This is a genomic window from Pseudomonas putida (assembly GCF_003228315.1).
Taxonomy (GTDB): Bacteria; Pseudomonadota; Gammaproteobacteria; order Pseudomonadales; family Pseudomonadaceae; genus Aquipseudomonas; species Aquipseudomonas putida_S.
The window spans coordinates 5,721,638-5,747,380 of the sequence record NZ_CP029693.1 but is presented as its reverse complement, the minus strand read 5'-3'; the positions used below and the strand labels follow the sequence as shown (position 1 = coordinate 5,747,380).

Genomic DNA, 25,743 nt, shown 5'->3' with positions numbered 1-25,743 from the left:
CCTCTTTTATTATTTTTGTCGGGGACAACTTTGCCGTGTTCTGTGTAGGAGCGAGCCTGCTCGCGATGGACCTGAGAGCACCGCGGGGTGTCAGGCACCCCGTGTCATCGTTGACGACCATCGCGAGCGTGCTCGCTCCTACAGGGGAGCGGCCTTGGTCCGTACTATCGAAGGCCCAGCGATAACCGTCTAATCAAACCTGGAAATACGGCGATAGCCTTGGGTTATGGCATAGCCCGCTTTCAATGAGCTTTCAGCGCATTAGCTCTGTTTCCACTTGTTACAGCAACCGCTCTATTCCGGGTCATTGCGCGAGCGTTTCAAGCTTCGCACCTGGCAGCTATAACCCCAGGCTATCGGTGTATGTATTGTTTTGAGTAGACGCGGCGGCACGACGTTCCCACACTCGGGCCAGGCTTGCGGCTTTACCGCACAGACAAGTCACTCATAACAACTACAAAAACAACGAGGCCCTTCCATGCGAAATGCATTCGTCCGTCGCACCTCCCGTCTGTTTCTTGGTTGCACCCTGATCGCCGCCGGCGCCCTACCCACCTTCGCCCAGGCTGCCTGGCAACCGGACAAGAACGTCGAAATCGTCGTCGCCGGTGGACCTGGTGGCGGTACCGACCAGCTCGGTCGCCTGATCCAGTCGATCATCACCACCCACAAGCTGCTCGATGTGAACACCATCGTCCTCAACAAGGGCGGTGGCAATGGCGCCGAAGCTTTCCTCGACATGAAGATGAACAAGGGCGATGCCGAGAAACTGGTGATCGGCACCAACAACATCTACCTGCTGCCGCTGGTGTCCAAGCTCGGCTACCAATGGCAGGAACTGACGCCGATTGCCGCCGTGGCCGAGGATGACTTCATTCTCTGGAGCTACAAGGGCGCGCCGTGGAAAGACGCCAAGGGCTTCTACGAGGCGGTCAAGGCCGATCCGTCGAACCTGCGCATGGGCGGCAGCCAGTCCAAGGACGTCGACCAGACCCTGACCCTGCTGCTCAACCAGACCAACAACAGCAAACTGGTGTACATCCCGTTCAAGAGCGGCAGCGAAGCCGCGACCCAATTGGCCGGTAAACACATCGCCGCCAACGTCAACAACCCCAGCGAAAGCATCAGCCAATGGCGCGGCGACCAGGTCGAACCGCTGTGCGTGTTCAGCAAGGAGCGCATGGCCTACACCGAGAAAGTCGCCGGCGATAAATCCTGGGCCGACGTACCGACCTGCCATGAACAGGGCCTGGGTATCGATCAGTACCGCTTCCCGCGCACTGTGTTCATGCCCGGCGACGTCAGTGCCGAACAACGGGCGTTCTACGTCGAGTTGATGCGCAAAGTCACCCAGACCGATGAGTTCAAGGCCTACGTGAAGCAGAACGCGCTGGTACCGACCTTCCTCGAAGGTGAGCCGTTGACCGCCTACATCGAGCACGACACCGCCCGTGTCACGCCGGTGTTCAAGGAAGCCGGCTGGCTGAAAAACTGATGTTGCCACGGCCGCTCGCTCGCGGGCGGCCGTCACCTGCTGGAGATTTTTTCATGTCCCATTCTTCGGATTCACCGGCGCTGGTCGGCACCCGTTGGGTCGAACTCTGCCTGGCCTTGTTCACCACCCTGCTGGGTGTGGTGGTGATGTTCGGCAGTTACGAACAAGGCATCGGCTGGGGTGACGCCGGCCCCGAGCCAGGTTACTTCCCCTTCTATATCGGCCTGCTGCTGAGCGCAGCCAGCATCGCCAATGGCGTGTTGGCCCTGGTGCGCTGGCAAGCCTTGAGCGTTTCCTTCGTCAGCCGCAGTGCGTTCAGGCAAGTGATGTCGGTGTTCCTGCCGATTGCCCTGTTCGTCGGCGCCATGCCGTTCACCGGCATCTACCTGGCCTCTGTGGTGTTCATCGCCTGGTTCATGTGGCGTGACACCGTGCGCGCCAAGCCCTATGGCAAGTGGATGATCGCCAGCGTGTCCATCGGCGCGGCGCTGTTCAGCTACCTGGTGTTCGCGCTGTGGTTCAAGGTCCCCCTGGATGCCGGTCCCCTGGGCGACTTGATTGCCCTGATCGGGAGACATTTCAAATGAGCGAATTCGATTCCCTGCTGCAAGGCATGAACCTGATCCTGACCCCGGGCCACATCGGCCTGATGGTGGTCGGCGTACTGCTGGGCATTCTGGTCGGTGTGTTGCCCGGCCTCGGCGCCCCCAACGGCGTGGCGTTGCTGCTGCCGCTGACGTTCACCATGTCACCGGTGTCGGCGATCATTTTGCTGTCGTGCATGTATTGGGGGGCGTTGTTCGGTGGTTCGATCACCTCGATTCTGTTCAACATTCCCGGTGAGCCCTCATCGGTGGCGACGACCTTCGACGGCTACCCGATGGCCCGCGAAGGCCGCGCCGCCGAAGCGCTGACCGCTGCGTTCAGCTCGGCGCTGATCGGTGCCCTCTGCGGGGTGTTGTTGCTGACCTTCCTGTCGACTCGCATCGCCGAGTTCGCCATGTCGTTCAGTTCACCGGAGTTCTTCGCGGTGTACCTGTTGGCGTTCTGCACCTTCATCGGCATGAGCAAGAACCCGCCGCTGAAAACCGTGGTGGCAATGATGATCGGTTTCGCCATGGCAGCGGTCGGCATGGACACCGTGTCCGGCAACCTGCGCCTGACCTTCGACCAGCCGGTGCTGATGACCGGTATCAGCTTCGAAGTGGCGGTGATCGGCCTGTTCGGCATCGGCGAAATCCTCTGCACAGTCGAAGAAGGCCTGGTGTTCCGTGGCGAACATGCGCGTATCACGCCGATGGTAATCCTGCGCACCTGGGCCAAGTTGCCCCGTTACTGGTGGACCATTGTGCGCAGCACGCTGGTCGGCTGCTGGATGGGCATCACTCCAGGCGGACCGACCGCAGCCTCGTTCATGAGCTACAGCCTGGCCCGGCGTTTTTCGAAGAACCGCGACAACTTCGGCAAGGGCGAAGTCGAAGGGGTGATCGCCCCGGAAACCGCCGACCACGCCGCCGGCACCAGCGCCCTGCTGCCGATGCTGACCCTGGGCATTCCCGGTTCGGCCACGGCGGCGGTGATGCTCGGCGGCCTGATGATCTGGGGTTTGCATCCCGGCCCGACGCTGTTCGTCGAGCAGCATGATTTTGTCTGGGGGCTGATTGCGAGCATGTACCTGGGCAACGTGGTGAGCCTGATCGTGGTGCTGGCCACCGTGCCGCTGTTCGCCTCGATCCTGCGCATTCCGTTTTCGATCATCGCGCCGATCATCATCATGGTCTGTGCCATTGGTGCCTACTCGGTGCACAACTCGTTCTTCGACGTGGTGCTGATGCTGGGTTTCGGCGCGCTGGGGTATCTGTTCAAGAAACTCGGCTACCCGATTGCACCGCTGGTACTGGCGGCGGTGCTGGGTGACAAGGCGGAAGATGCGTTCCGTCAGTCGATGCTGTTCTCGGACGGGCAACTGGGGATTTTCTGGTCCAACCCGCTGGTGGGAAGTCTGACCACGGCAGCCCTGCTGATGCTGTTCTGGCCGTTGATTTCCAAAGCCGTGCAATCGCTGATGGGGCTGCGCAAATCTCCCGTTGCCAAGCCCAAATCGGTGCTGTGACACGGCAATGCTGGCAACGCCTGACATTTGTTGTCAGGCTTGCCGCAGTCTTTTTTGCGAGCGCGGCCCATGACACGAATTCCTGTAGCTAACGTGATCCACAGTCGACTGCGTCTGCGCCAGCTGCGCCTGATGCTGGCATTGCAGGAGTTCGGCTCGTTGCGCCGCGCCGCCGACCATATCGGCATGACCCAGCCGGCAGCGACCAAGATGTTGCACGAGGCCGAGGACCTGCTCGGTGTCGAACTCTTCGAGCGTCTGCCTCGAGGCATGCGCTCGACCCCGTTCGGGGAAACCGTCATCTACTACGCGCGCATGGTCTTTGCCGAGCTCAGTGGCATGCGCGAGGAACTGGTGGCGCTGGAATCGGGCAACCTTGGCCGGGTCGCTGTCGGGGCGATTCCGGCACTGGCCTCGGGATTGTTGACCCGCACCATCGCGACCTTGAAGCAGAGCCATCCGCGACTGTCCATGAGCATTCAGGTCGACACCAGCGACGTGCTGGTGCAGGCGCTGTTGCAGGATCAACTGGACGTGGTGCTTGGGCGAATCCCTGTCGGGGCGCGGGCCGAAGAATTGCTCTTTGACAGCCTGGGTGAAGAAGCCTTGTGCGTGATTTGTGGCGCACAAAATCCGTTGGCGCAGGAAACCCAACTGAGCTGGGCGGAGCTGCAGAACCAGACCTGGGTACTGCAACAACATCCAAGCCCGATGCGCGCGATCATCAATCAGGTGTTTCACAACGCGCGGGTTGACATCCCCAGCAGCATCGTCGAAACCACTTCGATCATGACCCTGCTCTCATTGATCCAGCAGACCGACATGCTGGGCGTGACGCCAGTGTCCGTGGTGGAGGATTACCCGGGTCGTGATTTGCTGGCGGTGCTGCCGATCAAATTCGAGGCACGCCTGCCGCCCTATGGCTTGATCACCCGGCGCCATCGCATTCAATCCTCGGCGATGCAGGCGTTCATGCATTCGGTGCGGGCCGAGCATACGCTGGCCAAATGAAAATGCCCTGATCCCCTGTAGGAGCAAAGCTTGCTCGCGATGACCGAGTCCCATCCAACATTAATGTCGACTGAACCACCGCTATCGCGAGCAAGCATTGCTCCCACAGGTCCGAAGCAAAGCTCCGGACCTGTGGGGATTCACGCGTTTTTACGGAACACGAAGACCAGTCCGATGATGATCAGCAGCATCCCCAACAGGCTCAAGGCCGCCAGTTTGTTGCCGAAGATCAGGTAGTCCATCACCGCTGTCACCGCAGGCACCAGGTAAAACAGACTGGTGACATTCACCAGATTGCCCCGGGCGATCAGGCGATACAGCAGCAAGGTCGCCAGCACCGACACCACCAGTCCCATCCACAACACCGGCACGATAAACCCGCTGCTGTGTTCAAAATGAAACGGCTGGAACGGCACGAACACCCCACACAAAAGCAGTCCCGCGAGGTACTGCACCGGCAGCGTGCCAAGCGGATTGTCAGTGATGCGCTTTTGCATGATCGAACCGAACGTCATGCTCGCCAGCGCCAGCAGGCCGAACAGCATCCCGGTCAATGACATGCCGGCCAGGCCGATGCCCTGGTAAACCACCATGATCAACCCGGCCAGCCCCAGGCACAGACCGAACATCCGGCTGGCCGAGCGCTGGCGCTCCATGATCACCACCGTGAGAATCGGCTGCACGCCCATGATCGTCGCCATCACCCCCGGCGTGACCTTCAGGTCCAGGGCCAGCAGATAGAAAATCTGATAGGCCCCCAACAACACCACGCCGGTGGCCATCGCGTACTGCATCGGTTTGCCGCCCTTGGGCAACTTCAGCTTGAGCAACGGCACCAACAGCAACAACCCGCACAAGGCGATGACGAAACGAAACAGCAAAAAGGCGAAGGGTGACGCGTGGGCCAGGCCCCATTTGGAAAAGATCGCGCCACTGCTCCACAGCAGGACGAACAGGCTCGTGGAAGCCGCCGCGAGCGCGGACTTTCGAGAAAAAGCAAACATGAATACCACCTGTAGTCAGGCAAAAAGCCAACTCAGCCGAAGCTGAAATTCAGTCGTTTTTTTAGGCGGGCGGCAGGGGTCAGCAGAAAACGCCGATCAGCCCCGGATGCCAACACCTGGCGGTGAAACCACCGCGCACACTGGGGTGCGACTGACAGGAGGGGGGTAATGACTGATCTGCACAGGCTGCTGATTCCCGCACGGCACGACGCCAGCGTTGACCGCTGAATCGACTACCGCGTTGATGAGGGATGCAGGCATGGGCTGATCTTTTTGAGAGGTCTAGAAGACAGGTCGTCGGACCTGAAGTGGACTGACTATAACCAGCGCCCGACACAAATGGCAATAAGTTGATTGTGATCAACGCGTCGAACCCCGGTGAACTGATTAAATCCCCGAGAAGGCGTGTCGCAAGATGTGATCTAATTCACCACCAATCTTCAGCACCGTTTTTCAACATCTGAAAAACCATCAAAAGAATCAAAACAACATATTGCGACAAGGACGAACTTTTTTTGGCAAACCCCGATCTTTTTGGGCTGGACGCCCCCGCTGTATGGGATACACAGCTGGCCTTCATTCATTTGAACCGAATCAACCAGGCAGACACCAAACGCACCGCCGAACGGCGGTTGCATGAACTTGCGCTGCTTCCCGAAGAACTGAGTGCCCAGCGTCTCGTCGACGAGTCCGGGCGCCAGCCGACGCCCTCGATCCTGGACTGGGAAATAGAAAAGGCCCGCACCAAACGCAAACTGGTGCTTTTTGCCCAATTGCACCGCACCGCTGACGGGCAGGATGTCCTGCATGCCAACGACGCTCGTGGTGCTCGCTACTGGCTTCCGCTTGGCTTTCAGCTGGCGCATCCACATCAGCTCGCCAGCGCACTGCAACAGCTGCAGACGCATATCGCCAAGAGCATCGTGGTTTTTCCCAGTGGTCGCCTGGTGAAGGTATGCCGACAAGTCATGGCGCCAGATAACGTCAAGCTGGGACTGCTGGGCTACCCGGCCACGCTGGACGACAGCCCTCGCACCGGCACACTCGCCCCTCTGAAAATACGCACTCCATATCTTCGCCGCCTGGAGGCCGAAAGCCTGCAGATCATTCGTGAAGCCGTTGCCGAAGCGCAAAACCCGGCCATGCTTTACTCGATGGGCAAGGACAGCGCGGTGATGCTGCATCTGGCCCGCAAGGCCTTTTACCCTTCTCCGCCGCCGCTGCCATTGCTGCACGTCGATACGCGCTGGAAATTCCAGGAGATGTACCTGTTCCGCGACCTGATGGCGCGTGAGAGCGGCATGGACCTGCTGGTGCACATCAATCCGGAGGCCATCAGCAAGGACATCAATCCGTTCGACCATGGTTCGGCACTGCATACCGACATCACCAAGACCGAAGGCCTCAAACAGGCCCTGGAAAAGTACAAGTTTGACGTCGTGTTCGGCGGCGCACGCCGGGATGAGGAAAAATCCCGTGCCAAGGAACGCATCTTTTCGTTTCGCAGCCAGAGCCACCAATGGGACCCGAAACAGCAGCGCCCCGAAGTGTGGAACCTCTACAACACACGCAAAAAACCGGGGGAAAGCATTCGCGTGTTCCCGTTGTCGAACTGGACCGAACTCGATATCTGGCAATACATCTATCAGGAAAACATTCCCCTGGTACCGCTGTACTTCGCCCGGCAACGCCCTGTTGTCGTACGCAACGGCATGACAATCATGGTGGACGACGCGCGCATGCCGTTGCTGCCCGGTGAAAAAATCGAAGCCCGCACTATCCGTTTCCGCACGCTGGGTTGCTACCCCCTGACCGGCGCCGTGGAATCAAGCGCCGCGACCGTCGCCGAGATTGTGCTTGAACTGCTCGGCTCCCCCCATTCCGAAAGACAAGGGCGGGCGATAGACAGCGACAGCTCCGCCAGCATGGAAAAGAAAAAGAAAGAAGGATATTTCTGATGGCACCCAAAGCACTGGCAACAGCCCCACAAATGCCTTCGACTATTGAGGCCTACCTGGAACAGCAGCAAGGTCAAGACCTGCTCAGGTTCATCACCTGCGGCAGTGTCGATGATGGCAAAAGCACCATGATCGGTCGCCTGCTGTGGGAGTCCCGGCAGTTGACCGACGATCAGTTGGCCACCCTGAAAAGCGAATCGAAAAAATATGGCACCCAAGGTGCCGACATCGATTTCGCCTTGCTGGTCGACGGCCTCTCGGCGGAGCGTGAACAAGGCATCACCATCGATGTGGCCTATCGCTATATCGCCACCGACAAACGCAAATTCATCGTTGCCGACACGCCCGGTCACGAGCAATACACCCGCAACATGGTCACAGGCGCTTCCACCGCCGACGTGGCAATCCTGCTCGTCGACGCACGCCAGGGTGTCGTGACCCAGACTCGACGTCATGCCTACCTGGCCTCATTGATGGGCATTGGTCAGGTGGTATTGGCGGTGAACAAGATGGACCTGATCGACTTCGACCAAGACACCTTCCAGCGCACCCTTGAATCCTTTCAGTCCTACGCGCAAACCCTGGGCTTTGAAAAAATCACCGCCATTCCGCTCAGCGCGCTCAAAGGTGACAACATCACCCAGCGATCGAGTCGTACGCCCTGGTACTCGGGACCCACGCTCATGGGGTATCTCGAAACGGCAGAAATCACGGCGCCCACCTCCGATCGCCTGGTGTTTCCCGTGCAGTGGGTCAACCGCCCCGACGCGACGTTCCGAGGGTTTAGCGGCTACGTCGGTGAAGGCAAGGTCAGCGTCGGCGACGAGGTCCGGGTGACCCTCTCGGGGCAAACGGCAAAGGTCGCTGAAATTGTCAGCATGGATGGCGCGATGCAACACGCTGAGCGGGGCGACGCTGTCACTCTGCGGCTCGACCGCGAGATCGACGCCTCACGGGGCGACATCATTTCCCTGAGCGACAAACCACTGGAGACCACCGACCAGTTCGAGGCCATCCTGGTGTGGATGAGCGAAGACGCAGGCCTGCACGGTCGCAACTACGACATCAAACTGGCCTCGCAGTGGGCCTCCGCGTCGATCACCAACATCAAGTATCGCGTGGACATCAATACCCTGGCCCATGACGCCAGCACCCAACTGCTACTCAATGACATCAGCGTCTGCACCTTCGCCATCAGCAAACCGCTGGTCTACGACAGCTACCAGCACTCGAAAACCCTCGGCAGCTTCATCCTGGTTGACCGCATCAGCAATGCCACCGTCGCCGCCGGCATGATCACCCACAGCCTGCGCCGTGCGCAAAACGTGCATAAACAGGCGCTCTCGATCAGCCGCGAAAACCGCGAGAAGCTAAACGGCCACAAGGGCAAGGTCATCTGGTTCACCGGATTGTCCGGTTCGGGCAAATCGACGCTGGCCAATGCTCTGGAAGTCGAGCTGCACGCCAAGGGTTATCGCACCTACCTCCTCGACGGCGACAACGTCCGCCAGGGGCTCAACAAGGATCTGGGCTTTACCGACGCCGATCGGGTAGAAAACATCCGCCGAATCGCCGAGGTGGCAAAGCTGATGATGGATGCCGGGATGGTGGTCATGACCGCATTCATTTCACCGTTCAGAAGAGAACGGCAAATGGCGCGGGAGTTGATTGGCGAGGAAAACTTTGTCGAGGTCTATGTCAGCACACCGCTGGAGGTGTGCGAGCAGCGGGATGTGAAGGGGTTGTACAAGAAGGCGAGATCGGGTCAGTTGCCGAATTTGTCGGGGGTGGGGAGTCCGTATGAGGCGCCGCTGGCTGCGGATATTGAACTTGGGGTGGGGGAAATGACGGTGGGAGAGTCGGTTGGGAAGATGGTGGATATTTTGAAGTCATAAATACCCTGCCCCTCTGGATGCCGCACCTTTGGCGCGGCATCCAGATTATTGACAAGGCCTTTGCTACCCCTCAAGTCATAAGGGAAAAGCAAACCGACATTTCAATTAACTAAACATCTTATGTTTGGCAAAAGGTAGAACTGACAATTCAAGCTCTCCTACAACGGCTCCACTTTCTTTTTCTTTAAAAGTCAGTGGAATAGCGCATGGAATACTTGTCAATGAGCGCGAAACCTCCACCGTAATAACACTAAAGTCATCCGCCACGAACGTTGGCAATAGTGTCCCACCCAACTCAACATCCACATCTTCTTCAAGCCCGCTTACTTTAATCCAAAGTGCCGAAGCACCATTAGCTTGAGCATTAAATGGCTGACCTGCATAAACAGCTTGCGGCCCCCAATCAATAACTTTTAGACGTGCCCGCATTAGCTCAACCTTTAGCTTCAGGCTTTCAGCCTGCAAGCGGCTATTTTCAGCGAGCAAACGTGCGCGATCTCCATTGATGTAATCAATACCTTTCTGACTTCTCGAGAAAATCAAATCAGCATCTTTCTGTTTGCACAGACGTAATGATTTCAGGTCACCCTTGTTTTTTAGATCTTTATTCTGCAGCAACTCTTGATAGAGCTTGAAAGCATTTCTAACGTAGGGTCTGGAGTCGTTAATATTTCCTTCAATAGAAATATCCTGGGGTTGCTTATGCCTGGACGAGTTGACCTTCAACGAAAAAGGCCCCAAACAGTCAGGCTGATATTCTTCACCAACGAACTCCAAGCACTCTCTAACAACCGACTCCGGGTCAGTCAAAATATCATCAAAGTAAATTCGTTTTACCACCTCTGACCCAAACGCTTTTTCCGCAAGTTGACAAGCCCCTACCAGACGCGTCCAAGTATTGTAGGCGTTCTCCTCTTCATAATCGTTGGCACCCACCCCGCTAAAATTCATCAGAGAGCTCGCCACCAATTTCGGGTTACGCAATATATGTATAAACTTTGCCTTTGGAAACATCCGCAACAAGGAATAAACATAATGAGCATTCTCTGGCGTCGCATCGACCCAACGATTTTTATCTGGTGTAACGCAAAACTTTACATGATCCGAAGCATCTGCTGCATGTTGGGGAAGCTTGGCACTTTCAACAATATCGTGACGTGACTGCAATATCAGATCATTACAAGAAACACCTGCAGCCACACAATATGATCTGCGAGAGATATTGGCCGATGCAAGAAACGAACGAGCCAATCCTTTTGTTCCTAGCTCATGTTGCGAAACTGCATCGCAACTCAGCCTGTAGATATAGTGAGTCTCTTCCAACGGAAAAATTTTGGTGTGCTGACCTAACACCCACCCCATCAGACTTGTTGCCGATCGATAACTACCTATAATAAATATCGGCTGAACTTGCACCTATCACCCCCCGTTTACTACAAAAATATGAAGCAATTTCCAAGTCTCGACATCACGATTTATAGTTCTCTGAGCCTTACAGCTTTCTAAAGAACCTTTTATATTAATATCATCGCGACACCGTACTACTTTTAACGCCGACTCGAGCTTCCACGCGTCTAAAAGCCAGAAACCACTACAGACAATATTATTTTAAAGCCAAACTCTCATTCAAAAAGTCAGCTATACACTTAATCCAAAAAGCCTTGAAATCCATTTAAACCAATCAAAGGGCTGAAAAATCAGCACTTTTTACCGGCAACAACAAACTCATCAACAATAGATTTGTCACTCTTCATTTTAGCAACAATCTTGACTCCTGGGCTTATCCAGCTGCCTGTTTTAGCTTGCCCAACCACGCCTCCCTCAACAAAAAGCACAGGCTCCCCAGTAACAGGTTGAACCCAAATCTGCACTTCAGTTTTATCCTTTGTAACGCCTGCCTTACTGGCATCCCACTTGACATTCACAACAGAACCTTCGCAACTAATCTCTGCAGAAGGATCCTTGGAAACGGTGATAACACCCAAGTTTTTTACTCCTGCAGCATCAGCCCTATCGACGACAGACTTGGTCGACACTTTATCTTCACCGCAACCAACCAAGGCCAGGGTCAGAACCGAAAGCATAAAAAATTTTACACGCATCACATCACCTCTATATTTATGAAAATAGTCTGATCGACTGTTTACAAAACCGCGAAATTCACACTCACCCCAGAAAACCAACGCCAAACTTTTTCTCATCGACACGGCTCCACCGTCTCTAAAAAAGTCAGCACGCCTATCAAAAATAGATATTGACGTATCAATCATCGGGCGGGTGTGCCCTTGCGCACGCTAGTTGCTTACCTGATCTGGACCCCTCCAAAAACGCAGGAATCCAGTTTCAATTACTGAACCCGACCGTATTGATCTTCGAAACGCACAATATCATCCTCACCGAGGTATTCACCGCTTTGCACCTCGATCATCATCAAGTCAATTACGCCGGGATTCTCAAGACGATGCTGATGTCCCGCAGGAATGAAGGTTGACTCGTTAGTGTTTACCAAACGAGGCTCACCACCGTTGACCACCTTTGCCATACCTTGCACCACTATCCAGTGCTCGCTGCGATGATGATGCATCTGCAGCGAAAGTGCGGCCCCAGGTTTAACGACAATGCGTTTGATCTTGAAGCGCGGCCCTTCCTCAAGCACCGTGTAAGTTCCCCAGGGACGCGAAACTGTGCGGTGCAAACGGTAAGCCTGGTGATTTTTCAGTTTCAAGTGCCTGGCAACCTGACGAACCTCTTGGGCCCGATCGGCATGTGCCACCAACACCGCATCGGCAGTCTCTACAACAATGAGATTGTCCACCCCCACAGTCGCAACCACGCGCCCCTGGCTTTGAACGTAGGTATTGCGACTATCGATAAAGATTGCATCACATAGTGCACGGTTCTGTAGATCATCCGACTCGACCAAATCACGAACTGCCGTCCATGAACCAATGTCGTTCCAGTCGAATGTACCCGGTACCACTGCCACCCTGGACGAGCGCTCCATCAGCGCATAATCAATGGATATATTGGGCATGGCTGCAAAACGTTGCGCGTGCAACTCGTGCATTTGCGCATTCGCCCCGGTGGAACGCGGGCTTTGCGCCACACAGTCACGGGCTAGCGACAGCAACTCGGGGGCATGCTGTTGTAACTCGTTAATCAGACTGCCGACGGTAAAGCAGAACATGCCGGAGTTCCAAAGGAAGCTGCCGCTATCCAGATACTCCTGAGCAGTTACCAGATCCGGTTTCTCAACAAAACGCACTACACGGCGCCCGCCGGCCTGATCCAATGCGTCACCCGCTTCGATGTATCCGAAGCCGGTTTCAGGCGCAGTAGGACGAATGCCGTAAGTCACAAGGTAACCCTGTCGAGCCAACGTTACTGCTTGCTCGGTTGCCGCCTTGAATCCGGGCAAATCACCTATGAGGTGGTCCGCCGCCATGACCACCATTACTGCGTTGTCTCCCTGCTCGGAAGCAAGGACTAAGGCAGCGACAGCAATCGCCGAAGCAGTGTTGCGTCCCTGTGGCTCGAGCAAAAAGCGGGCTTGGTGACCGAGCCCGGTTCTGGCGAAGTGATCGCGGCTTTCAAAGTAATGCTCACGATTAGTCACCGTGACGATCTCGCAATCCTCGGCAATCAAACTGGCAGCACGAAGGTATGTTTTCTCGAGCAGAGTCTGACCATCCGGCAAACGCATGAAGGGTTTTGGATGATCTTCACGCGATACCGGCCATAAACGGGTACCAGCACCACCAGAAAGAATGACGGGAATAATCATGGAACTTACTCCCGACCAACGCGGCGCAGGTCAGCTTCAACCATCATATCAATAAGGCTCGCCAGACTTGTTTTAGGTGTCCAGCCAAGTTTGTTTTCAGCCTTGCCCGGATTGCCCAGCAGCACTTCAACTTCCGCTGGGCGGAAAAATTGCGGGTCAATGACAACGTAGTCTTGATAGTCCAAGCCAACATGCTCGAAGGCCAATTTGCACATATCACGAACAGTGGTTGTTACACCGGTGGCGACGACATAATCGTCAGCCTGATCCTGTTGCAACATCAGCCACATGGCTTCGACGTAGTCACCTGCGAATCCCCAGTCGCGCTTCGCATCAATATTGCCCAACCGCAACTCTTTCTGCTTGCCAAGCGAGATGCGAGCCACAGCATCAGTCACTTTACGCGTAACAAACTCGATACCACGCAGCGGTGATTCATGGTTAAAAAGAATGCCGCTGGACGCATGCATGCCAAAGCTTTCGCGATAATTGACAGTTATCCAATGGCCGTAAACCTTGGCGACACCATACGGACTGCGCGGATAGAACGGAGTGTTCTCATCCTGACGCTCCGCCTGAATCAATCCAAACATCTCGCTGGTCGATGCCTGATAAAAACGTGTATGCGGTGCGAACTGACGAATTGCTTCAAGCAGATGGGTGACACCAAGACCATCAACAATGGCGGTTGTCACCGGTTGATCCCAGGAGCTACCGACAAAGCTCTGAGCGCCGAGATTGTAGATTTCATCCGGTTTGGACTTGATTACCGCCCTTTGGATGGAGCAAGCGTCAGCCAAATCACCTTCGTGATAACGAATCTGATCTTCAATGCCTAACTCACGCAAACGCCAGCGAGTATCGCTACTGCGTCTAGCGACCAGACCATGAACCTCATAGTCTTTCTCCAACAACATTTTTGCTAGATAAGCGCCATCTTGGCCGGTAACACCAGTAATCAATACAGATTTAGACATTCTTTAGTTCTCTTGCTTCCCAGTCAGCGAGCACACTCGAAAGTGTTTCCTTGATAGAGACCTGGGGTTTCCACCCAGTCTCTTTTTGTAACTTCATTGAGCACCCGACTACACGTCGCTGCTCCGAACGACGCAACCGATTAACATCCTGCGTCAACTGCACTTCAACCCCGGCCAAATCTGCCATCTGCATGATCAAATCTCTAACTCGAGATTCAGCACCTGAACAGACATTGTAAATCTCACCGTTACGTCCACACTCCAACAAGGAAAAATAGGCACGCAACACATCGTTGACATCCAGAAAATCACGAGTTACATCAACATCTCCCACTTGGAGTTGGGATGATTGCGATCCATGACGTATGCGAATCAGTTGACGTGCGGTACTTGGAATAACGAAAGATTCCCCTTGCCCGGGACCAATATGATTAAAAGGGCGAGCAATAATAATTCGCCAATCTTCACTATAACTCCACTGTTGGCAAAGTAATTCAGCGGAAACCTTACTCACTGCATAAGGATTGCGCGGGCGAGGCGGCAAGCTCTCGCTGATCGGCAGATCAGATTCATCCACCTGACCGTAAACATCGCCAGAGCTGACATATAAAAATGTTCCGCAGAACCCCCTCTTCTTGAGTGCCTGCAACAAGTTAAGGGTACCGACCAAATTTACCTGCAGGGTGTGCAGAGGGTCGCGAAACGCTTCAGGCACGAAGGTTTGCCCGGCCAGGTGAATAACAGCGTCCGGGCAATCGTCCTGCAGCCAGGCGTCCAGTGATGCGCTGTCGAGCAGATCATACGACTTCGGTGCGATGAGCTGCCAAGGGCCATCAATGGCGACCCCGAGCATTGCTTTGAGATGCCTTCCGACAAAGCCGGTCAGACCTGTAACAAGAAGTTTTTTCATGCTGTACTTTTCAAGTTATTGACCTTTTGGCCTGCTTAAACCAAGCATTGATCGAAGCGACGATTTTTCCAGCACACTGGCGTCACTCCTTTGATACTTTGCAAATCACCATAAAAAATTAACTATTGTCAGATATTAAGTCATGACTTGACACAGCTTTGCCCCCGCAATTTAACCTGATTCAGAATTGCCCCAGTATCCGCATTTTTCAGAGTAAACATTATGCCTGGGCGGGCCCACGCCCCAGTAACCTCATCTCCGGCATTGCTTCCAGAAACGAATAACTTTTCCTTCCCATCAAGGTCCTTGACCCATACTTGGGTCTTCATTGAATCCCCACTTTCAAGGCCGCGTACATCCCAATGCACATTTATCCTCTCTGCGTTTTGACACTGGTTTATAGAGGCAGGAAAAAGGGACAAAACTGAATTCTCTCCAGCATGACCTTCGGAGCTAAACGTAGCCACCATAACTTTCGACCCTGACTTCTCAGGGCTTTCATTTAACGCAGCTAAATGCTCTTTTCGGACAAACCCCAAATAACGGTCCAGAGTACTTTTTGAATCTAAAGCGAGTCGCGACGCAAACTCGTATGACAAATGATTTTCGTCATAAGTAAAGGGTATGTTCTTGTCATCAAACAACTCACAACCCTGACCCTTGCATAAAGCCTGACGCTTACTCAAGTAAAAATAACCGGCCTCCTCCACTTCTGGCTTCAATGAGGATTCGACATTCGCACTTTCGTCAACCCACGCCCTCAACGCATTCGAGTTGAAACCATATTGATTGAGAAGCTCATACATATCCTTCTTCATAACCAAATAGTCACCAACCACAACCACCTTTTGAATATCGTTTTCTTTTAGAAAACTCAAATAGCTGCGTAAATGGTCGGGTGTATACCACCCGAAAAGAACGTTTATAACGATATAATCAAAACGCTTTAGGTACTCGACATCAAACCTAGAAAGATTTAGCTCTTTACATTTTTCGAGCCCTGGATGATTGGGCAATGTAATTTTTTCTATTTCTCGAAAAGGCGGACAACCGCCCAAGGTAGACATTACAAAATTATGTTTCGGGTATATCTTTTGGAAAGCATTCAAGGCATCAACCGCATGGCTATCCCCTAAAACCAGCGCATTGACAGTTCCAGGGATGAATTCATCACATGAAGCCCAACCCTTTCGCTGACAGATCTCCTGCCTTACTTTAAATCTAAGTTCTTTTCCATTTTTCACTGCCTCACTGGAAATACTGCCTGAGGTTGCCCAGCTTCGCCAACCCCAGCCATCTTCAGCCCACATTGAAGCGGACAAATAGCTAATTGAAAGCGCAAAGAAAACACTGCCGCCCAAAAAGCCTGAATTAAACTGACGACTCCGTCGAAAAGGTTTCTCGATACCGTGATACATTGCTATAGCAATGACGACACAAGCAGCGATCAAAAGCCAGGTTTGAAGCATGGAAAAGCTTACGCCGCCAATATAGTACTTATAAAACACCACCACAGGCCAATGAGCCAAGTACAACGAATAACTAATTAACCCCAACGCGACAAGGAGCTTATTACTTAATAGTCTTCCGGTAAAACGGGCTTGCCCTGCATAGATACAGAGTGCTGCGCCAATACATGGCAACAACGCGCTTGCACCAGGAAACGGTGTTCTTTCGTCGTAAAAGAAAATCGAGAACACAATTAAAACCAGACCAACACAAAGCAATAACTCCAGAAGCGCATTATTCTTTGGCTTGGCCTGCAGCAACCACACGGTAATGGCACCAATTGAAAACTCAAAGACCCTGAATGGCATCAGAAAAAATACAGCATCTGGCTGTTTACTCAACATTGCTTGCGCAAAACACAAGCTAATCAACCCCAAAGCGATAACAACAACAGGGGCCAACCACTTCCTGGACGCGAGAAAACCAATCAAAACTGGCCAAACTAAATAAAACTGCTCCTCAACACCCAGCGACCATGTATGCAGCAGCGGCTTCATAGAAGAAGCCGAATCAAAATAGCCACTTTCAGAGTAAAAATAAATATTTGATATAGATAACAGTGAATTAATTAGCGAAGCACCATAGCTCTCCAACAGCTTCGGAGAAAACAATAAAATCGCAAAAATCGTGGAACAAACCAGCGTAAAGAAGAATGCTGGCAATAGCCTTCTAGCCCTGCGCAGGTAAAACCGTTTGAAGCTCAGTCGCCCCTCTTTTTTAACTTCGTCCAAGAGTAGACGTGTAATCAAAAAACCACTGATTACAAAAAAAACGTCGACGCCAATATATCCGCCACTAAAAACACCCACCCCAGCATGGTAGAGCACTACCGACAAAACCGCGACAGCACGTAGACCATCGATATCTGGACGATAATTAATTGCCGGATTATTTAAATCACGCATCAGCCTAAATCCAAAACGAGTTGACTTGAAGACCCGACAGTGAATGCACTTTCTAAAAAAACTGTCATGCCAAATCTTCCAAGTCAGCCCAAAAATAATTCCCTTAAAGCAGCAGCCAAAGCTCACGCACTCTTATCATACGCCAAATCTTTTTTAGCAAATGAATAAGAACTTAGAGGTAACTGAGAGCGCACTGTACTAAAACCAATATCATCAAGAATTTTGCTTAATGATACCCAAGCCGCCTCTACACCCCACTCCTGAAGCGCAAAATCCTGGCCAGCCAAACTCAATTCATTCCAAAGTGATTCGTCTTCATAGAGACGTACAATCGCTTCTGCAAAGGACTGCGCATCATCAGCCACTAGAATGTTTTCGTTGGCACTGAGCGACATCCCTTCCGCCGCTAAGGATGTCGCAACAACGGGAAGACCGTGGGCCATTGCAGTGCCTATCTTGCCCTTGATGCCTGCGCCATAACGCAACGGTGCAACAGACACGCGCATTTTGTCCAACAGCGGCGGCAAATCCTCAACAAAGCCAGTAATAACGACATCTTCACTCTCGAGTGCTTTAATCTCCGCAGGGGGCTTGCTACCCACGGCATAAAAACGCACACCTGGCAAACGCTTGCGCAAATGCGGCATGACCTCAGCGACAAAGTACTGAACAGCATCAACATTAGGCGTGTGTTGATAACCACCGACAAACACGATGTCTCGCCGGGCGTTAAAGCTTGCTTCAGTACCTGTGATGTCCATAATCAAAGGAAACAGGTGTATTTTTTCATTCGGTAGTTGAGGACGAAGCAACTCAAGTTCATTGGTGCTGACTACAATTGAAGCATCCGCATTGCGGATTGCCGCAAACTCGATTTCCTTCATTTCTACCGCAGCGTTTGCTTTGGCCGAGTCGTTAAGCAACTTCGCCTCTCGCTCCATACGCAAGAAGTGCAAATCAACCGTATGGTAAAGAACCTTAGCTCGCGGACAGAGTTTGCGAACAAGCTCAAGATTCCTTTCGACCACCATCGGGCGAAGCAAATAAACGAGATCATACCGATCCTTAGCTTCCATTAGATGCTCTTCAACCGACTTGACATAGGGCCTGTACAGCACCTCTATGCCCACTCGTTGCAAGGTTTCCGTATAACCCGGCATATACAAGAAATTGTCTTCTGGAATAAATGTGACTTGAAATCCCATTTCCCTGAACAATAGAAACGTATTGAAAGCCAGTACGGAGCCCGCATCCTCATTCGGTGTTGGAGTGCAATGGTCCAGGATCAATACCCGGCGGGTAGCCATGCGGTCCTTTGCAAGATCAAGGTCTTGACCATTTCGTTGATGTGTCTTTAAGCGAGCTTCCCAGCGCGTGAACATTTTTTGCATATTCACGACTTGGTATGATTTAACACCCTGTGTCTCGTCTGTCCCGGAAGTGACACCCTCGTAGTGCACCACAACGGACAAAGGCTGATAGATTACACGGTAACCTGCATCTCTAACTTTCAGAGCCAGGTCAGCGTCTTCACAGTAGGCCGGCAAATAGTGCTCATCAAACCCACCCAACTCGACAAAGAGATCTTTCGGAATAAGAATAGACGCACCGGAACAGTAATCCACTTCACGAGCATAATTATAAATCGGCAGATCCGGATTCTGATTTCGGCCATAATTCCAAGCACTGCCATCTTCCCAGATAATCCCCCCGCCTCTTGAAGAGTGCCATCAGGATAGACAAGCTTTGAACCAGCCAGACCGGTGCCGGGAAATTCGTGAAAAGTATTGACTAGCTCCTCGAGCCAACGCGGCATTACCTCTGTATCATTATTAAGAAAGCATACATACTTCCCTTTTGCCGCCTGCGCACCGGCGTTGCAAGAGCGAATAAATCCTTGATTCGTTTCGTTGCAAACCAATCTGATACCGTTCACTGCCTGCAACAACTCAACAGAGTTATCCGGCGAGCAGTCATCAACAACTATGACTTCAAAGGGAATGCCAGTGGTATTTAGTGCAACAGAAGCCAGGCACCGAAGTGTGAAATCACATTTCCCATAAATCGGAATTACAATTGACACTAGTGGCCGAGAAGAAGTATCTATGCTGATATTAGCTGCCAAGCCCTCAAGATCACTGCATTCTTGAAGCTCGATCACCCTCGCGCCAGCAACAAAGGTTTCAGCATCAGCTTTCATATCCGCAGCAGTTACAGCAAATGGAAAATTCTTGATAACGAAGTTTCTATGCGCCGCTTTAGTTGCCGATTTAAAAGGGAGTTTTTGATACATCCGCTTTAAACTTTTCAGCGTTAATTTCACATAACGCTTGCTTTGTTGAATGGGCGAAAAAACCCAACGACTCGCTTCTCTTAACGGCATCGTCAACCGCCACGAGTTACTACTACCCATTCCAGAAACTTGTTCCTGAGCCGCCTTCAACTCTTCTGTTAGTCTGAGCGCCCAAAGCCCCCGGCGAATCACCTCTTCTTTTTGCGCTTGATGATCGACCAGTTCCAGGCTCAAAGCGGAGAGCTTCTTGTCGCCCTCCAATGCAGATTGCTCAAGGTAGGTAATTCTATTTACTTGTTCTAAACTCAACTCGGTCAATCTGGCAACCTGAGACTCGCGTTCGGCGAGCGTTTGACTCAGAATTGAAATTTCTTCCAACTGAATTGCTATCGACTGGGTAAGATGAACATTTTGCTCATCTCGCTGTCCCAGCACAGTATTAAGTGCTTCCAACTTCAATTGTTCATCAATCAAAGCCTGACCAGAAGCCAACAAGCTCTTTTCGTTATTTACTAGGCGTTCATCCAGATCTGCTATCTGGAGATCCTGATCTAAAAATAACTCATCAAGAATATGGAGCTTCGCCTGCGCTTCGCTCAATGCCTGCTCAAACTCAAATAGCCCCTGATTTTTCGCGACAATACTCTGGTCAAGTGTTTCGATGTGCTCTTCCTTTCGGACTAACAAGTCATCAAGCTCTTTGACCTTCTCATGGGACTCGTCCAGCGACTTGCTCAAGTCCAGCACAACCCTTTCCTGGCCCTTGACATTTGCCTCAAGCGTCAGGACTTTCTGCTCATACTCAAGTATTGTACCGGTTAGCTCCGCAATCCTTTTATCGCGCTGCGTAGAGATTATATCCTGCTCCTCAAGTTGAGCTGCGCGTGTCCCGGCGAGTTTATTGAGTTCCAATACCCGGTTATTATGCTCAAGCACCAGCTTCTCAAGCTCACTTACTGAGTCCTTTAGAAGGGCTATATGTTTTTCACGTTCACCAACAATCTCGCCCAATCCCAAGATCTTTTGTTTACTCTCAGCGATGCTCCTGTCGCGTTGTGCAGAAACCAGACTCTGTTCCGCAAGCTGAGTTTCACGAGCCTCTACGAGCTTGTTCAACTCCATCACCCGTCCATTACGCTCAAGCACCAGAGTCTCAAGTTCCTCGATCTGCCGCTGCCGCTCACTCGATAGTTGAGTTGACTTTGCCATCCATTGATCGCGCGACTCCAAAGTGTGATTGAGATGAGATATCTGAGTCTCAAGCGATTTTACTGAGTCTTTTAGAATGGCTATATGCCTTTCACGCTCGCTGACTACTTCGCCTAGCCCCAGTATTTTTTGTTCACTCTCGGCAATCGCCTGATCGAGCCCTGCAATTTTCTTTTCCTGCTCTCCTACCATGGCCGAGTATTTATAGGAGGTACTGCTCGAAATTTTTGCTACGAAACTCAATAGCTCAGGTTTATCGGCGATCAACTCAACCGAGTAGATTTCATCACTTGGAATTTGTATGCGACCCAACTCATGCCAAGATTCAATATCAAGACAAACGAGCGTTGCCGTTTCTACGCCCGATGCATTGATATTTCGGGACTTGCTCAGCCCTACATAGATGTATTTATCACTGACACACACACCACGAGTGTATCCCCCAAGACTCTTTGAACGCAGTAGTTCACCGGACGGAGAATACTCACAAAGTTCCTTCTGTTCAGAGTTTGCGATTAAAAGATTCTCGCCAAAAGTGGTTAGGCTATGAGGCTGCGAAAGTCCCACAACCAAATGATTACCGGTATTCAGATCTTGTACATAACCGGCCCCCTTGGTATTCCCCTTATAACCTCGGTGCTCTGAAAACGCCCCGAATGCAGAGAACACAACAGCGCCACCCCAGACTGCGAGGCAATTGATATGCAAGGAGTCAACTTCACCTGGAAAAACCCAGCGCTGTTCCTCAACGCCGTTCATGCTCAACTTGATAATTTCGTTCCCGGTCGTGGCAACGAGATAAACATGCTCACCAACGACAAGTGCATCATGAATATCATGAAAGCTGAAATTTGACTCTGTTATTTCAAGCGTTTGTTCGCCATAAACGAATAGGGAAGCAGGCTGAGACCCTCTGACCAGATATTCGGCAGAACGGCTCAATCCAGTCGTACTAAAATCATCTAGTTTATAGACCTTGTTTTCATCAACTAAAAACAAACCACCTTTGTTTGGGCTGGAAATAAAAAGCCCAGAGAAAAAATTACTCATTGATCACAATCCTGGGTGAAAAGCCAAAGTCGATGATTTCGGTCACAAGATCCTGCTCGATCGGTAATACGCGAAATGCAACGGCATCAATCAACCGATGTAGCACCGTTTCATCCTGACCTACCGCTCCAAATGTTCCGGCGTTAAAAAAGTAAACTCCCGAACTTAATATGCAATTGAACTCAAACTCAACGTCAATTGTTGTACCCGCGCTCACGTGGGGAATGGTGCGATCTTGCGATGATACTGATAGCACTCCCCCCAAAGGGAACCCTGACTTGGTCTTTATAACAGTACCAAACCGAACCAGCGTCGCAGATTGAGAGAAAAAAACCTGATAACAATATTTATATTTTCGACCACGCACTAGTGTATTAACAGGTCGACCACCCAGGGTCTTTATACCTGGACTTCTAATATGAGCCCCCTGAGATTCAGTTTCCACCATACAATCCGACTGAAGTCCTGGATCGAGGAAATCTTCAACCTTTTGAACCTTGGTTACAGCCGAAGTATTTGAGCCAACCATGACAGGAGCAGCCGCGGCAATACTGCTTCGAATTATTGCACGCTTGCTTTCTGGTGCGTAAAGCAATTGCTGGTATTTGCCTATGACATCTTTTGGCCGCCCAACCAACAGCAACTCTCCGGCGTCCATAAGAACCGCTCGATCACAGAGCTCAACTACAATATTCCCAGAATGGGAAACAAATAGAATCGTAGCACCTTGTGCTTTTATTGCTTCTATACGGGAGTAGCACTTACGCTGGAATAGTTCATCCCCCACTGAAAGTGCTTCATCAACCACTAGAATTTCGGGATCCGAATTGATAGCCACCGCAAATGCGAGACGAACTGCCATCCCACTGGAGTATGTTTTAACCGGTTGATCAATAAACTGACCAATATCGGCGAAAGCTTCAATCTCTGCATAACGCGCATCAATTTCTTTTTTCGTAAGCCCGAGAACGGCTGCATTCATATACACGTTCTCACGCCCAGTGAACTCCGGGTTGAATCCTGAACCAAGTTCGAGAAGCGCGGCGATCCGACCGTTTACTTGAATATCTCCGCCACTGGGATTCAAAGTACCGCAGATCAATTGCAGCAGCGTGGATTTTCCGCTGCCATTGCGACCAACAATGCCTACGGTTTCCCCTTTCTTGACCTCTAGAGAAACACCTTTCAAAGCCCAAAATTCTCGAAAATACTTTTTGTACCCTCGAGTTATCATCTGCAGTAACCGATGGCTAGGCTTCTCATAAATTTGAAAGCACTTGCTCAGATCGACCACACGGATTGCGACCTTTCCTTTCTCATTTGCTTGGACAAGACTCATCGAAGCGATCGAGGATTCAGTTGGAACGGCCTTTTTTTCTTCAGAGGACATCACCAAATCCTTTTCGCGTCTTCTGAAACCAGGCGAAACCAAGCCAAGAAAAAATTAGCGCCAGCACCATATAATTGAGCAAAAATAAATAATCAGGGCTCTGCCCCCAAATCAACACCCCTCTTGCTTGCTCAATGATAGAAACAAGAGGATTCAGCCGCATAATTTCCTGGTATTCAACAGGCAATGATGATACCGAATAGAATATTCCGGAAAGAAACATCAACATGGTTATTACAACACCGATAACTTGAGATATATCACGCAGATACACACCTAAAGATGCAAGCACCCAGGACAGCCCCACTGAGAACACCATCAGCGGTAATACAACAAGAGGCAGAAGCAACGCAGTAAAACCAGGTAGACCAAAGAAAATCACATAAAAACCCAACCACACAACAATACTAATCGAACTGTGGAACAAGGATGCAATCAGTGAAACCCAAGGTAAAATCTCCAAGGGGAACACCACTTTTTTCACATAATTAATATTCGACAGTATTAAGCCAGGTGCACGTCCGACGCATTCCGAAAAAACATTAAAAACGATCATCCCAGCAAATAAGACAAGTGCGTATTCCGTTTTCGAACCGCTCTCACTCAAACCCCATCTAGCTTTAAAAACAAAACTAAATACAAACGTGTAGACCGAAAGCATTAGAATTGGATTGAAAAAAGACCACAGCAATCCAAAAATTGAACCACGATAACGCCCCAATATTTCTCTTTTGGTCAGCGCAGCTATCAGTGCTCTGTTACGCCAAACACTGGCCCCCATCTCTAATGGAGAGGTTGAAAAGTGCTGCATTAATCAAACACCTCTGCCTGCGCCAGGAGAGCACCTTGCTGATCTTTTGGCGATAGTGCCGGAGCCTCGCTGATAGGCCAGTCGATCCCCAGTTCCGGATCATTCCAACGTATGCAACGCTCATGCGCTGGCGCATAGTAATTCGTCGTTTTGTAGAGAAACTCCGCTGTCTGCGTGAGCACTACAAATCCGTGGGCAAAACCTTCCGGCACCCATAGCTGCCGCTTGTTCTCTGCAGACAGGTGAGCACCAACCCACTTCCCGAAAGTGGCGGAACTGCGACGAATATCAACGGCGACATCAAACACCTCCCCCTGAACCACACGCACGAGCTTTCCTTGAGCCTGCTGTATTTGGTAATGCAGGCCGCGCAATACGCCTCTGCTGGAACGGGAATGGTTGTCCTGCACAAACTGAACAGTACGACCTATCACTTCTTCAAAAATGCGCTGATTGAAACTTTCATAAAAAAAACCGCGCTCATCACCAAATGTCGTTGGTTCAAACAGCACAACATCCGGGATGTTCATGGGTATGGCTTTCATTAGTAAACGGTTTCCCAAAGAATGCGGCGCAGATATTGGCCATAGCCATTTTTCGCCAAGGGAGCTGCGAGCTTTTCGAGTTGTTCGGCATCAATCCATTTCTGCCGGAAGGCAATCTCCTCCGGACAAGCGACCTTGAGGCCTTGACGATGCTCAAGCGTGGCAATGAAGTGGCTGGCTTCCAGCAAGGAATCATGTGTGCCGGTGTCCAGCCAGGCGTAACCACGCCCCATGATTTCTACCGACAAGTTGCCCTGCTCCAGATAGATTTGGTTGACGTCGGTAATTTCCAGCTCGCCTCGCGGAGACGGTTTGATGCTCTTGGCAATGTCTACGACATGTTGGTCATAGAAGTACAAACCGGTTACTGCGTAGTTCGACTTGGGTTTGAGTGGTTTCTCTTGAAGACTGACAGCCTTGCCTAGAGCATCAAACTCCACGACCCCATAACGTTCCGGGTCATTGACGTGGTAGGCAAAAACAGTAGCCCCATCCTTTCGCGCCATTGAGCTTTGCAGTAACTCGTCAAAATGGTGACCGTGAAAGATGTTGTCTCCGAGTACCAGCGCACACAGATCGTTACCGATGAACTCTTCACCAATAATGAAGGCCTGCGCCAGTCCATCTGGAGAGGCTTGTACAGCATAGGAAATGTTCAATCCCCAGCTGTGGCCATTGCCTAACAGTTGCTCGAACCGTGGAGTATCCTGCGGCGTGGATATGATCAGAATATCGCGGATGCCTGCCAACATCAGTGTGCTCAGCGGATAGTAGATCATCGGCTTGTCATACACCGGCAGCAACTGTTTGGAGATTGCTAATGTTGCGGGGTGCAGACGAGTGCCTGAACCACCGGCCAGGATGATCCCTTTACGTTTAAGCAT

General features: G+C 51.6%; 19 protein-coding genes. 6 read left to right on the top strand and 13 right to left on the bottom strand.

Annotation, left to right across the window (positions count from 1 at the left end):
* The first annotated feature begins 478 nt into the window (after positions 1-478).
* The 4 genes from DKY63_RS26940 to DKY63_RS26925 all read left to right on the top strand — a co-directional run bounded on the left by DKY63_RS26940 (position 479) and on the right by DKY63_RS26925 (position 4,619).
* Positions 479-1,495, top strand: a complete 1,017-nt coding sequence (locus DKY63_RS26940) for a Bug family tripartite tricarboxylate transporter substrate binding protein (RefSeq protein WP_110966906.1) — start codon at positions 479-481, stop codon at positions 1,493-1,495.
* A gap of 53 nt (positions 1,496-1,548) precedes the next feature.
* Entirely contained in the window at positions 1,549-2,082 is a 534-nt protein-coding gene (locus tag DKY63_RS26935) for a tripartite tricarboxylate transporter TctB family protein (protein WP_110966905.1), read from the top strand.
* On the top strand, positions 2,079-3,608 hold the full coding sequence (locus tag DKY63_RS26930; RefSeq protein WP_110966904.1) for a tripartite tricarboxylate transporter permease: 1,530 nt from the start codon (positions 2,079-2,081) through the stop codon (positions 3,606-3,608). The genes DKY63_RS26935 and DKY63_RS26930 overlap by 4 nt, the downstream gene beginning before the upstream one ends.
* Before the next feature lie 69 nt (positions 3,609-3,677).
* Positions 3,678-4,619, top strand: coding sequence for a LysR family transcriptional regulator (locus tag DKY63_RS26925; protein WP_110966903.1), 942 nt, complete (start codon positions 3,678-3,680; stop codon positions 4,617-4,619).
* Between the two features lie 140 nt (positions 4,620-4,759).
* Here the strand turns inward: DKY63_RS26925 and DKY63_RS26920 are convergent, their stop codons facing one another.
* Positions 4,760-5,623, bottom strand: coding sequence for a DMT family transporter (locus DKY63_RS26920; protein ID WP_110966902.1), 864 nt, complete (start codon positions 5,621-5,623; stop codon positions 4,760-4,762).
* A gap of 584 nt (positions 5,624-6,207) precedes the next feature.
* Here DKY63_RS26920 and cysD point away from each other — a divergent pair.
* Entirely contained in the window at positions 6,208-7,581 is a 1,374-nt protein-coding gene (cysD, locus tag DKY63_RS26915; protein WP_239499331.1) for a sulfate adenylyltransferase subunit CysD, read from the top strand.
* Positions 7,581-9,476, top strand: a complete 1,896-nt coding sequence (gene cysN / locus DKY63_RS26910; protein ID WP_110966900.1) for a sulfate adenylyltransferase subunit CysN — start codon at positions 7,581-7,583, stop codon at positions 9,474-9,476. Before cysD ends, cysN begins: the two co-directional genes overlap by 1 nt.
* 105 nt (positions 9,477-9,581) lie before the next feature.
* Here the strand turns inward: cysN and DKY63_RS26905 are convergent, their stop codons facing one another.
* The 12 genes from DKY63_RS26905 to rfbA form a co-directional block, all read right to left on the bottom strand.
* Positions 9,582-10,892 carry a sulfotransferase family protein gene (locus DKY63_RS26905; protein ID WP_162634926.1) on the bottom strand — a complete coding sequence of 437 codons (1,311 nt, stop codon included), beginning with the start codon at positions 10,890-10,892 and terminating at the stop codon, positions 9,582-9,584.
* 281 nt (positions 10,893-11,173) lie between these two features.
* The gene (locus DKY63_RS26900) at positions 11,174-11,746 is read right to left on the bottom strand and encodes a hypothetical protein (RefSeq protein ID WP_162634925.1); all 573 of its coding nucleotides are present in this window, start codon (positions 11,744-11,746) and stop codon (positions 11,174-11,176) included.
* A gap of 77 nt (positions 11,747-11,823) precedes the next feature.
* Positions 11,824-13,260, bottom strand: a complete 1,437-nt coding sequence (locus DKY63_RS26895; protein ID WP_110966897.1) for a mannose-1-phosphate guanylyltransferase/mannose-6-phosphate isomerase — start codon at positions 13,258-13,260, stop codon at positions 11,824-11,826.
* 5 nt (positions 13,261-13,265) lie between these two features.
* A complete protein-coding gene (gene gmd / locus DKY63_RS26890) occupies positions 13,266-14,237 on the bottom strand; it encodes a GDP-mannose 4,6-dehydratase (RefSeq protein ID WP_110966896.1) in 972 nt (323 codons plus the stop codon).
* Entirely contained in the window at positions 14,230-15,147 is a 918-nt protein-coding gene (locus DKY63_RS26885) for a GDP-mannose 4,6-dehydratase (protein WP_110966895.1), read from the bottom strand. Before DKY63_RS26885 ends, gmd begins: the two co-directional genes overlap by 8 nt.
* 140 nt (positions 15,148-15,287) lie before the next feature.
* On the bottom strand, positions 15,288-17,561 hold the full coding sequence (locus tag DKY63_RS26880; RefSeq protein ID WP_110966894.1) for an acyltransferase family protein: 2,274 nt from the start codon (positions 17,559-17,561) through the stop codon (positions 15,288-15,290).
* Between the two features lie 122 nt (positions 17,562-17,683).
* A complete protein-coding gene (locus tag DKY63_RS26875) occupies positions 17,684-18,952 on the bottom strand; it encodes a glycosyltransferase (protein WP_162634924.1) in 1,269 nt (422 codons plus the stop codon).
* Positions 18,953-19,071: 119 nt separating this feature from the next.
* Positions 19,072-22,113, bottom strand: coding sequence for a glycosyltransferase (locus DKY63_RS26870; protein ID WP_110966892.1), 3,042 nt, complete (start codon positions 22,111-22,113; stop codon positions 19,072-19,074).
* A complete protein-coding gene (locus DKY63_RS26865; protein ID WP_239499423.1) occupies positions 22,106-23,452 on the bottom strand; it encodes an ABC transporter ATP-binding protein in 1,347 nt (448 codons plus the stop codon). The genes DKY63_RS26870 and DKY63_RS26865 overlap by 8 nt, the downstream gene beginning before the upstream one ends.
* Before the next feature lie 40 nt (positions 23,453-23,492).
* Positions 23,493-24,314, bottom strand: a complete 822-nt coding sequence (locus tag DKY63_RS26860; RefSeq protein ID WP_110966890.1) for an ABC transporter permease — start codon at positions 24,312-24,314, stop codon at positions 23,493-23,495.
* The gene (gene rfbC, locus DKY63_RS26855; protein WP_110966889.1) at positions 24,314-24,859 is read right to left on the bottom strand and encodes a dTDP-4-dehydrorhamnose 3,5-epimerase; all 546 of its coding nucleotides are present in this window, start codon (positions 24,857-24,859) and stop codon (positions 24,314-24,316) included. The genes DKY63_RS26860 and rfbC overlap by 1 nt, the downstream gene beginning before the upstream one ends.
* Positions 24,859-25,743: a glucose-1-phosphate thymidylyltransferase RfbA gene (rfbA, locus tag DKY63_RS26850; protein ID WP_110966888.1), complete on the bottom strand. Its 885-nt coding sequence runs from the start codon at positions 25,741-25,743 to the stop codon at positions 24,859-24,861. Before rfbA ends, rfbC begins: the two co-directional genes overlap by 1 nt.

Bases quoted from the DNA above. Each gene is read 5' to 3' on its own strand.
- DKY63_RS26895 (WP_110966897.1), bottom strand. From the start codon at position 13,260: ATGATTATTCCCGTCATTCTTTCTGGTGGTGCTGGTACCCGTTTATGG.
- DKY63_RS26935 (WP_110966905.1), top strand. From the start codon at position 1,549: ATGTCCCATTCTTCGGATTCACCGGCGCTGGTCGGCACCCGTTGGGTC.
- DKY63_RS26875 (WP_162634924.1), bottom strand. From the start codon at position 18,952: ATGCAAAAAATGTTCACGCGCTGGGAAGCTCGCTTAAAGACACATCAA.
- DKY63_RS26860 (WP_110966890.1), bottom strand. From the start codon at position 24,314: ATGCAGCACTTTTCAACCTCTCCATTAGAGATGGGGGCCAGTGTTTGG.
- gmd (WP_110966896.1), bottom strand. From the start codon at position 14,237: ATGTCTAAATCTGTATTGATTACTGGTGTTACCGGCCAAGATGGCGCT.
- DKY63_RS26925 (WP_110966903.1), top strand. From the start codon at position 3,678: ATGACACGAATTCCTGTAGCTAACGTGATCCACAGTCGACTGCGTCTG.
- DKY63_RS26900 (WP_162634925.1), bottom strand. From the start codon at position 11,746: ATGATTGATACGTCAATATCTATTTTTGATAGGCGTGCTGACTTTTTT.
- cysN (WP_110966900.1), top strand. From the start codon at position 7,581: ATGGCACCCAAAGCACTGGCAACAGCCCCACAAATGCCTTCGACTATT.
- DKY63_RS26865 (WP_239499423.1), bottom strand. From the start codon at position 23,452: ATGAGTCTTGTCCAAGCAAATGAGAAAGGAAAGGTCGCAATCCGTGTG.
- DKY63_RS26930 (WP_110966904.1), top strand. From the start codon at position 2,079: ATGAGCGAATTCGATTCCCTGCTGCAAGGCATGAACCTGATCCTGACC.
- DKY63_RS26885 (WP_110966895.1), bottom strand. From the start codon at position 15,147: ATGAAAAAACTTCTTGTTACAGGTCTGACCGGCTTTGTCGGAAGGCAT.
- DKY63_RS26940 (WP_110966906.1), top strand. From the start codon at position 479: ATGCGAAATGCATTCGTCCGTCGCACCTCCCGTCTGTTTCTTGGTTGC.
- DKY63_RS26880 (WP_110966894.1), bottom strand. From the start codon at position 17,561: ATGCGTGATTTAAATAATCCGGCAATTAATTATCGTCCAGATATCGAT.
- DKY63_RS26870 (WP_110966892.1), bottom strand. From the start codon at position 22,113: ATGAGTAATTTTTTCTCTGGGCTTTTTATTTCCAGCCCAAACAAAGGT.
- DKY63_RS26920 (WP_110966902.1), bottom strand. From the start codon at position 5,623: ATGTTTGCTTTTTCTCGAAAGTCCGCGCTCGCGGCGGCTTCCACGAGC.
- rfbC (WP_110966889.1), bottom strand. From the start codon at position 24,859: ATGAAAGCCATACCCATGAACATCCCGGATGTTGTGCTGTTTGAACCA.
- rfbA (WP_110966888.1), bottom strand. From the start codon at position 25,743: ATGCTTAAACGTAAAGGGATCATCCTGGCCGGTGGTTCAGGCACTCGT.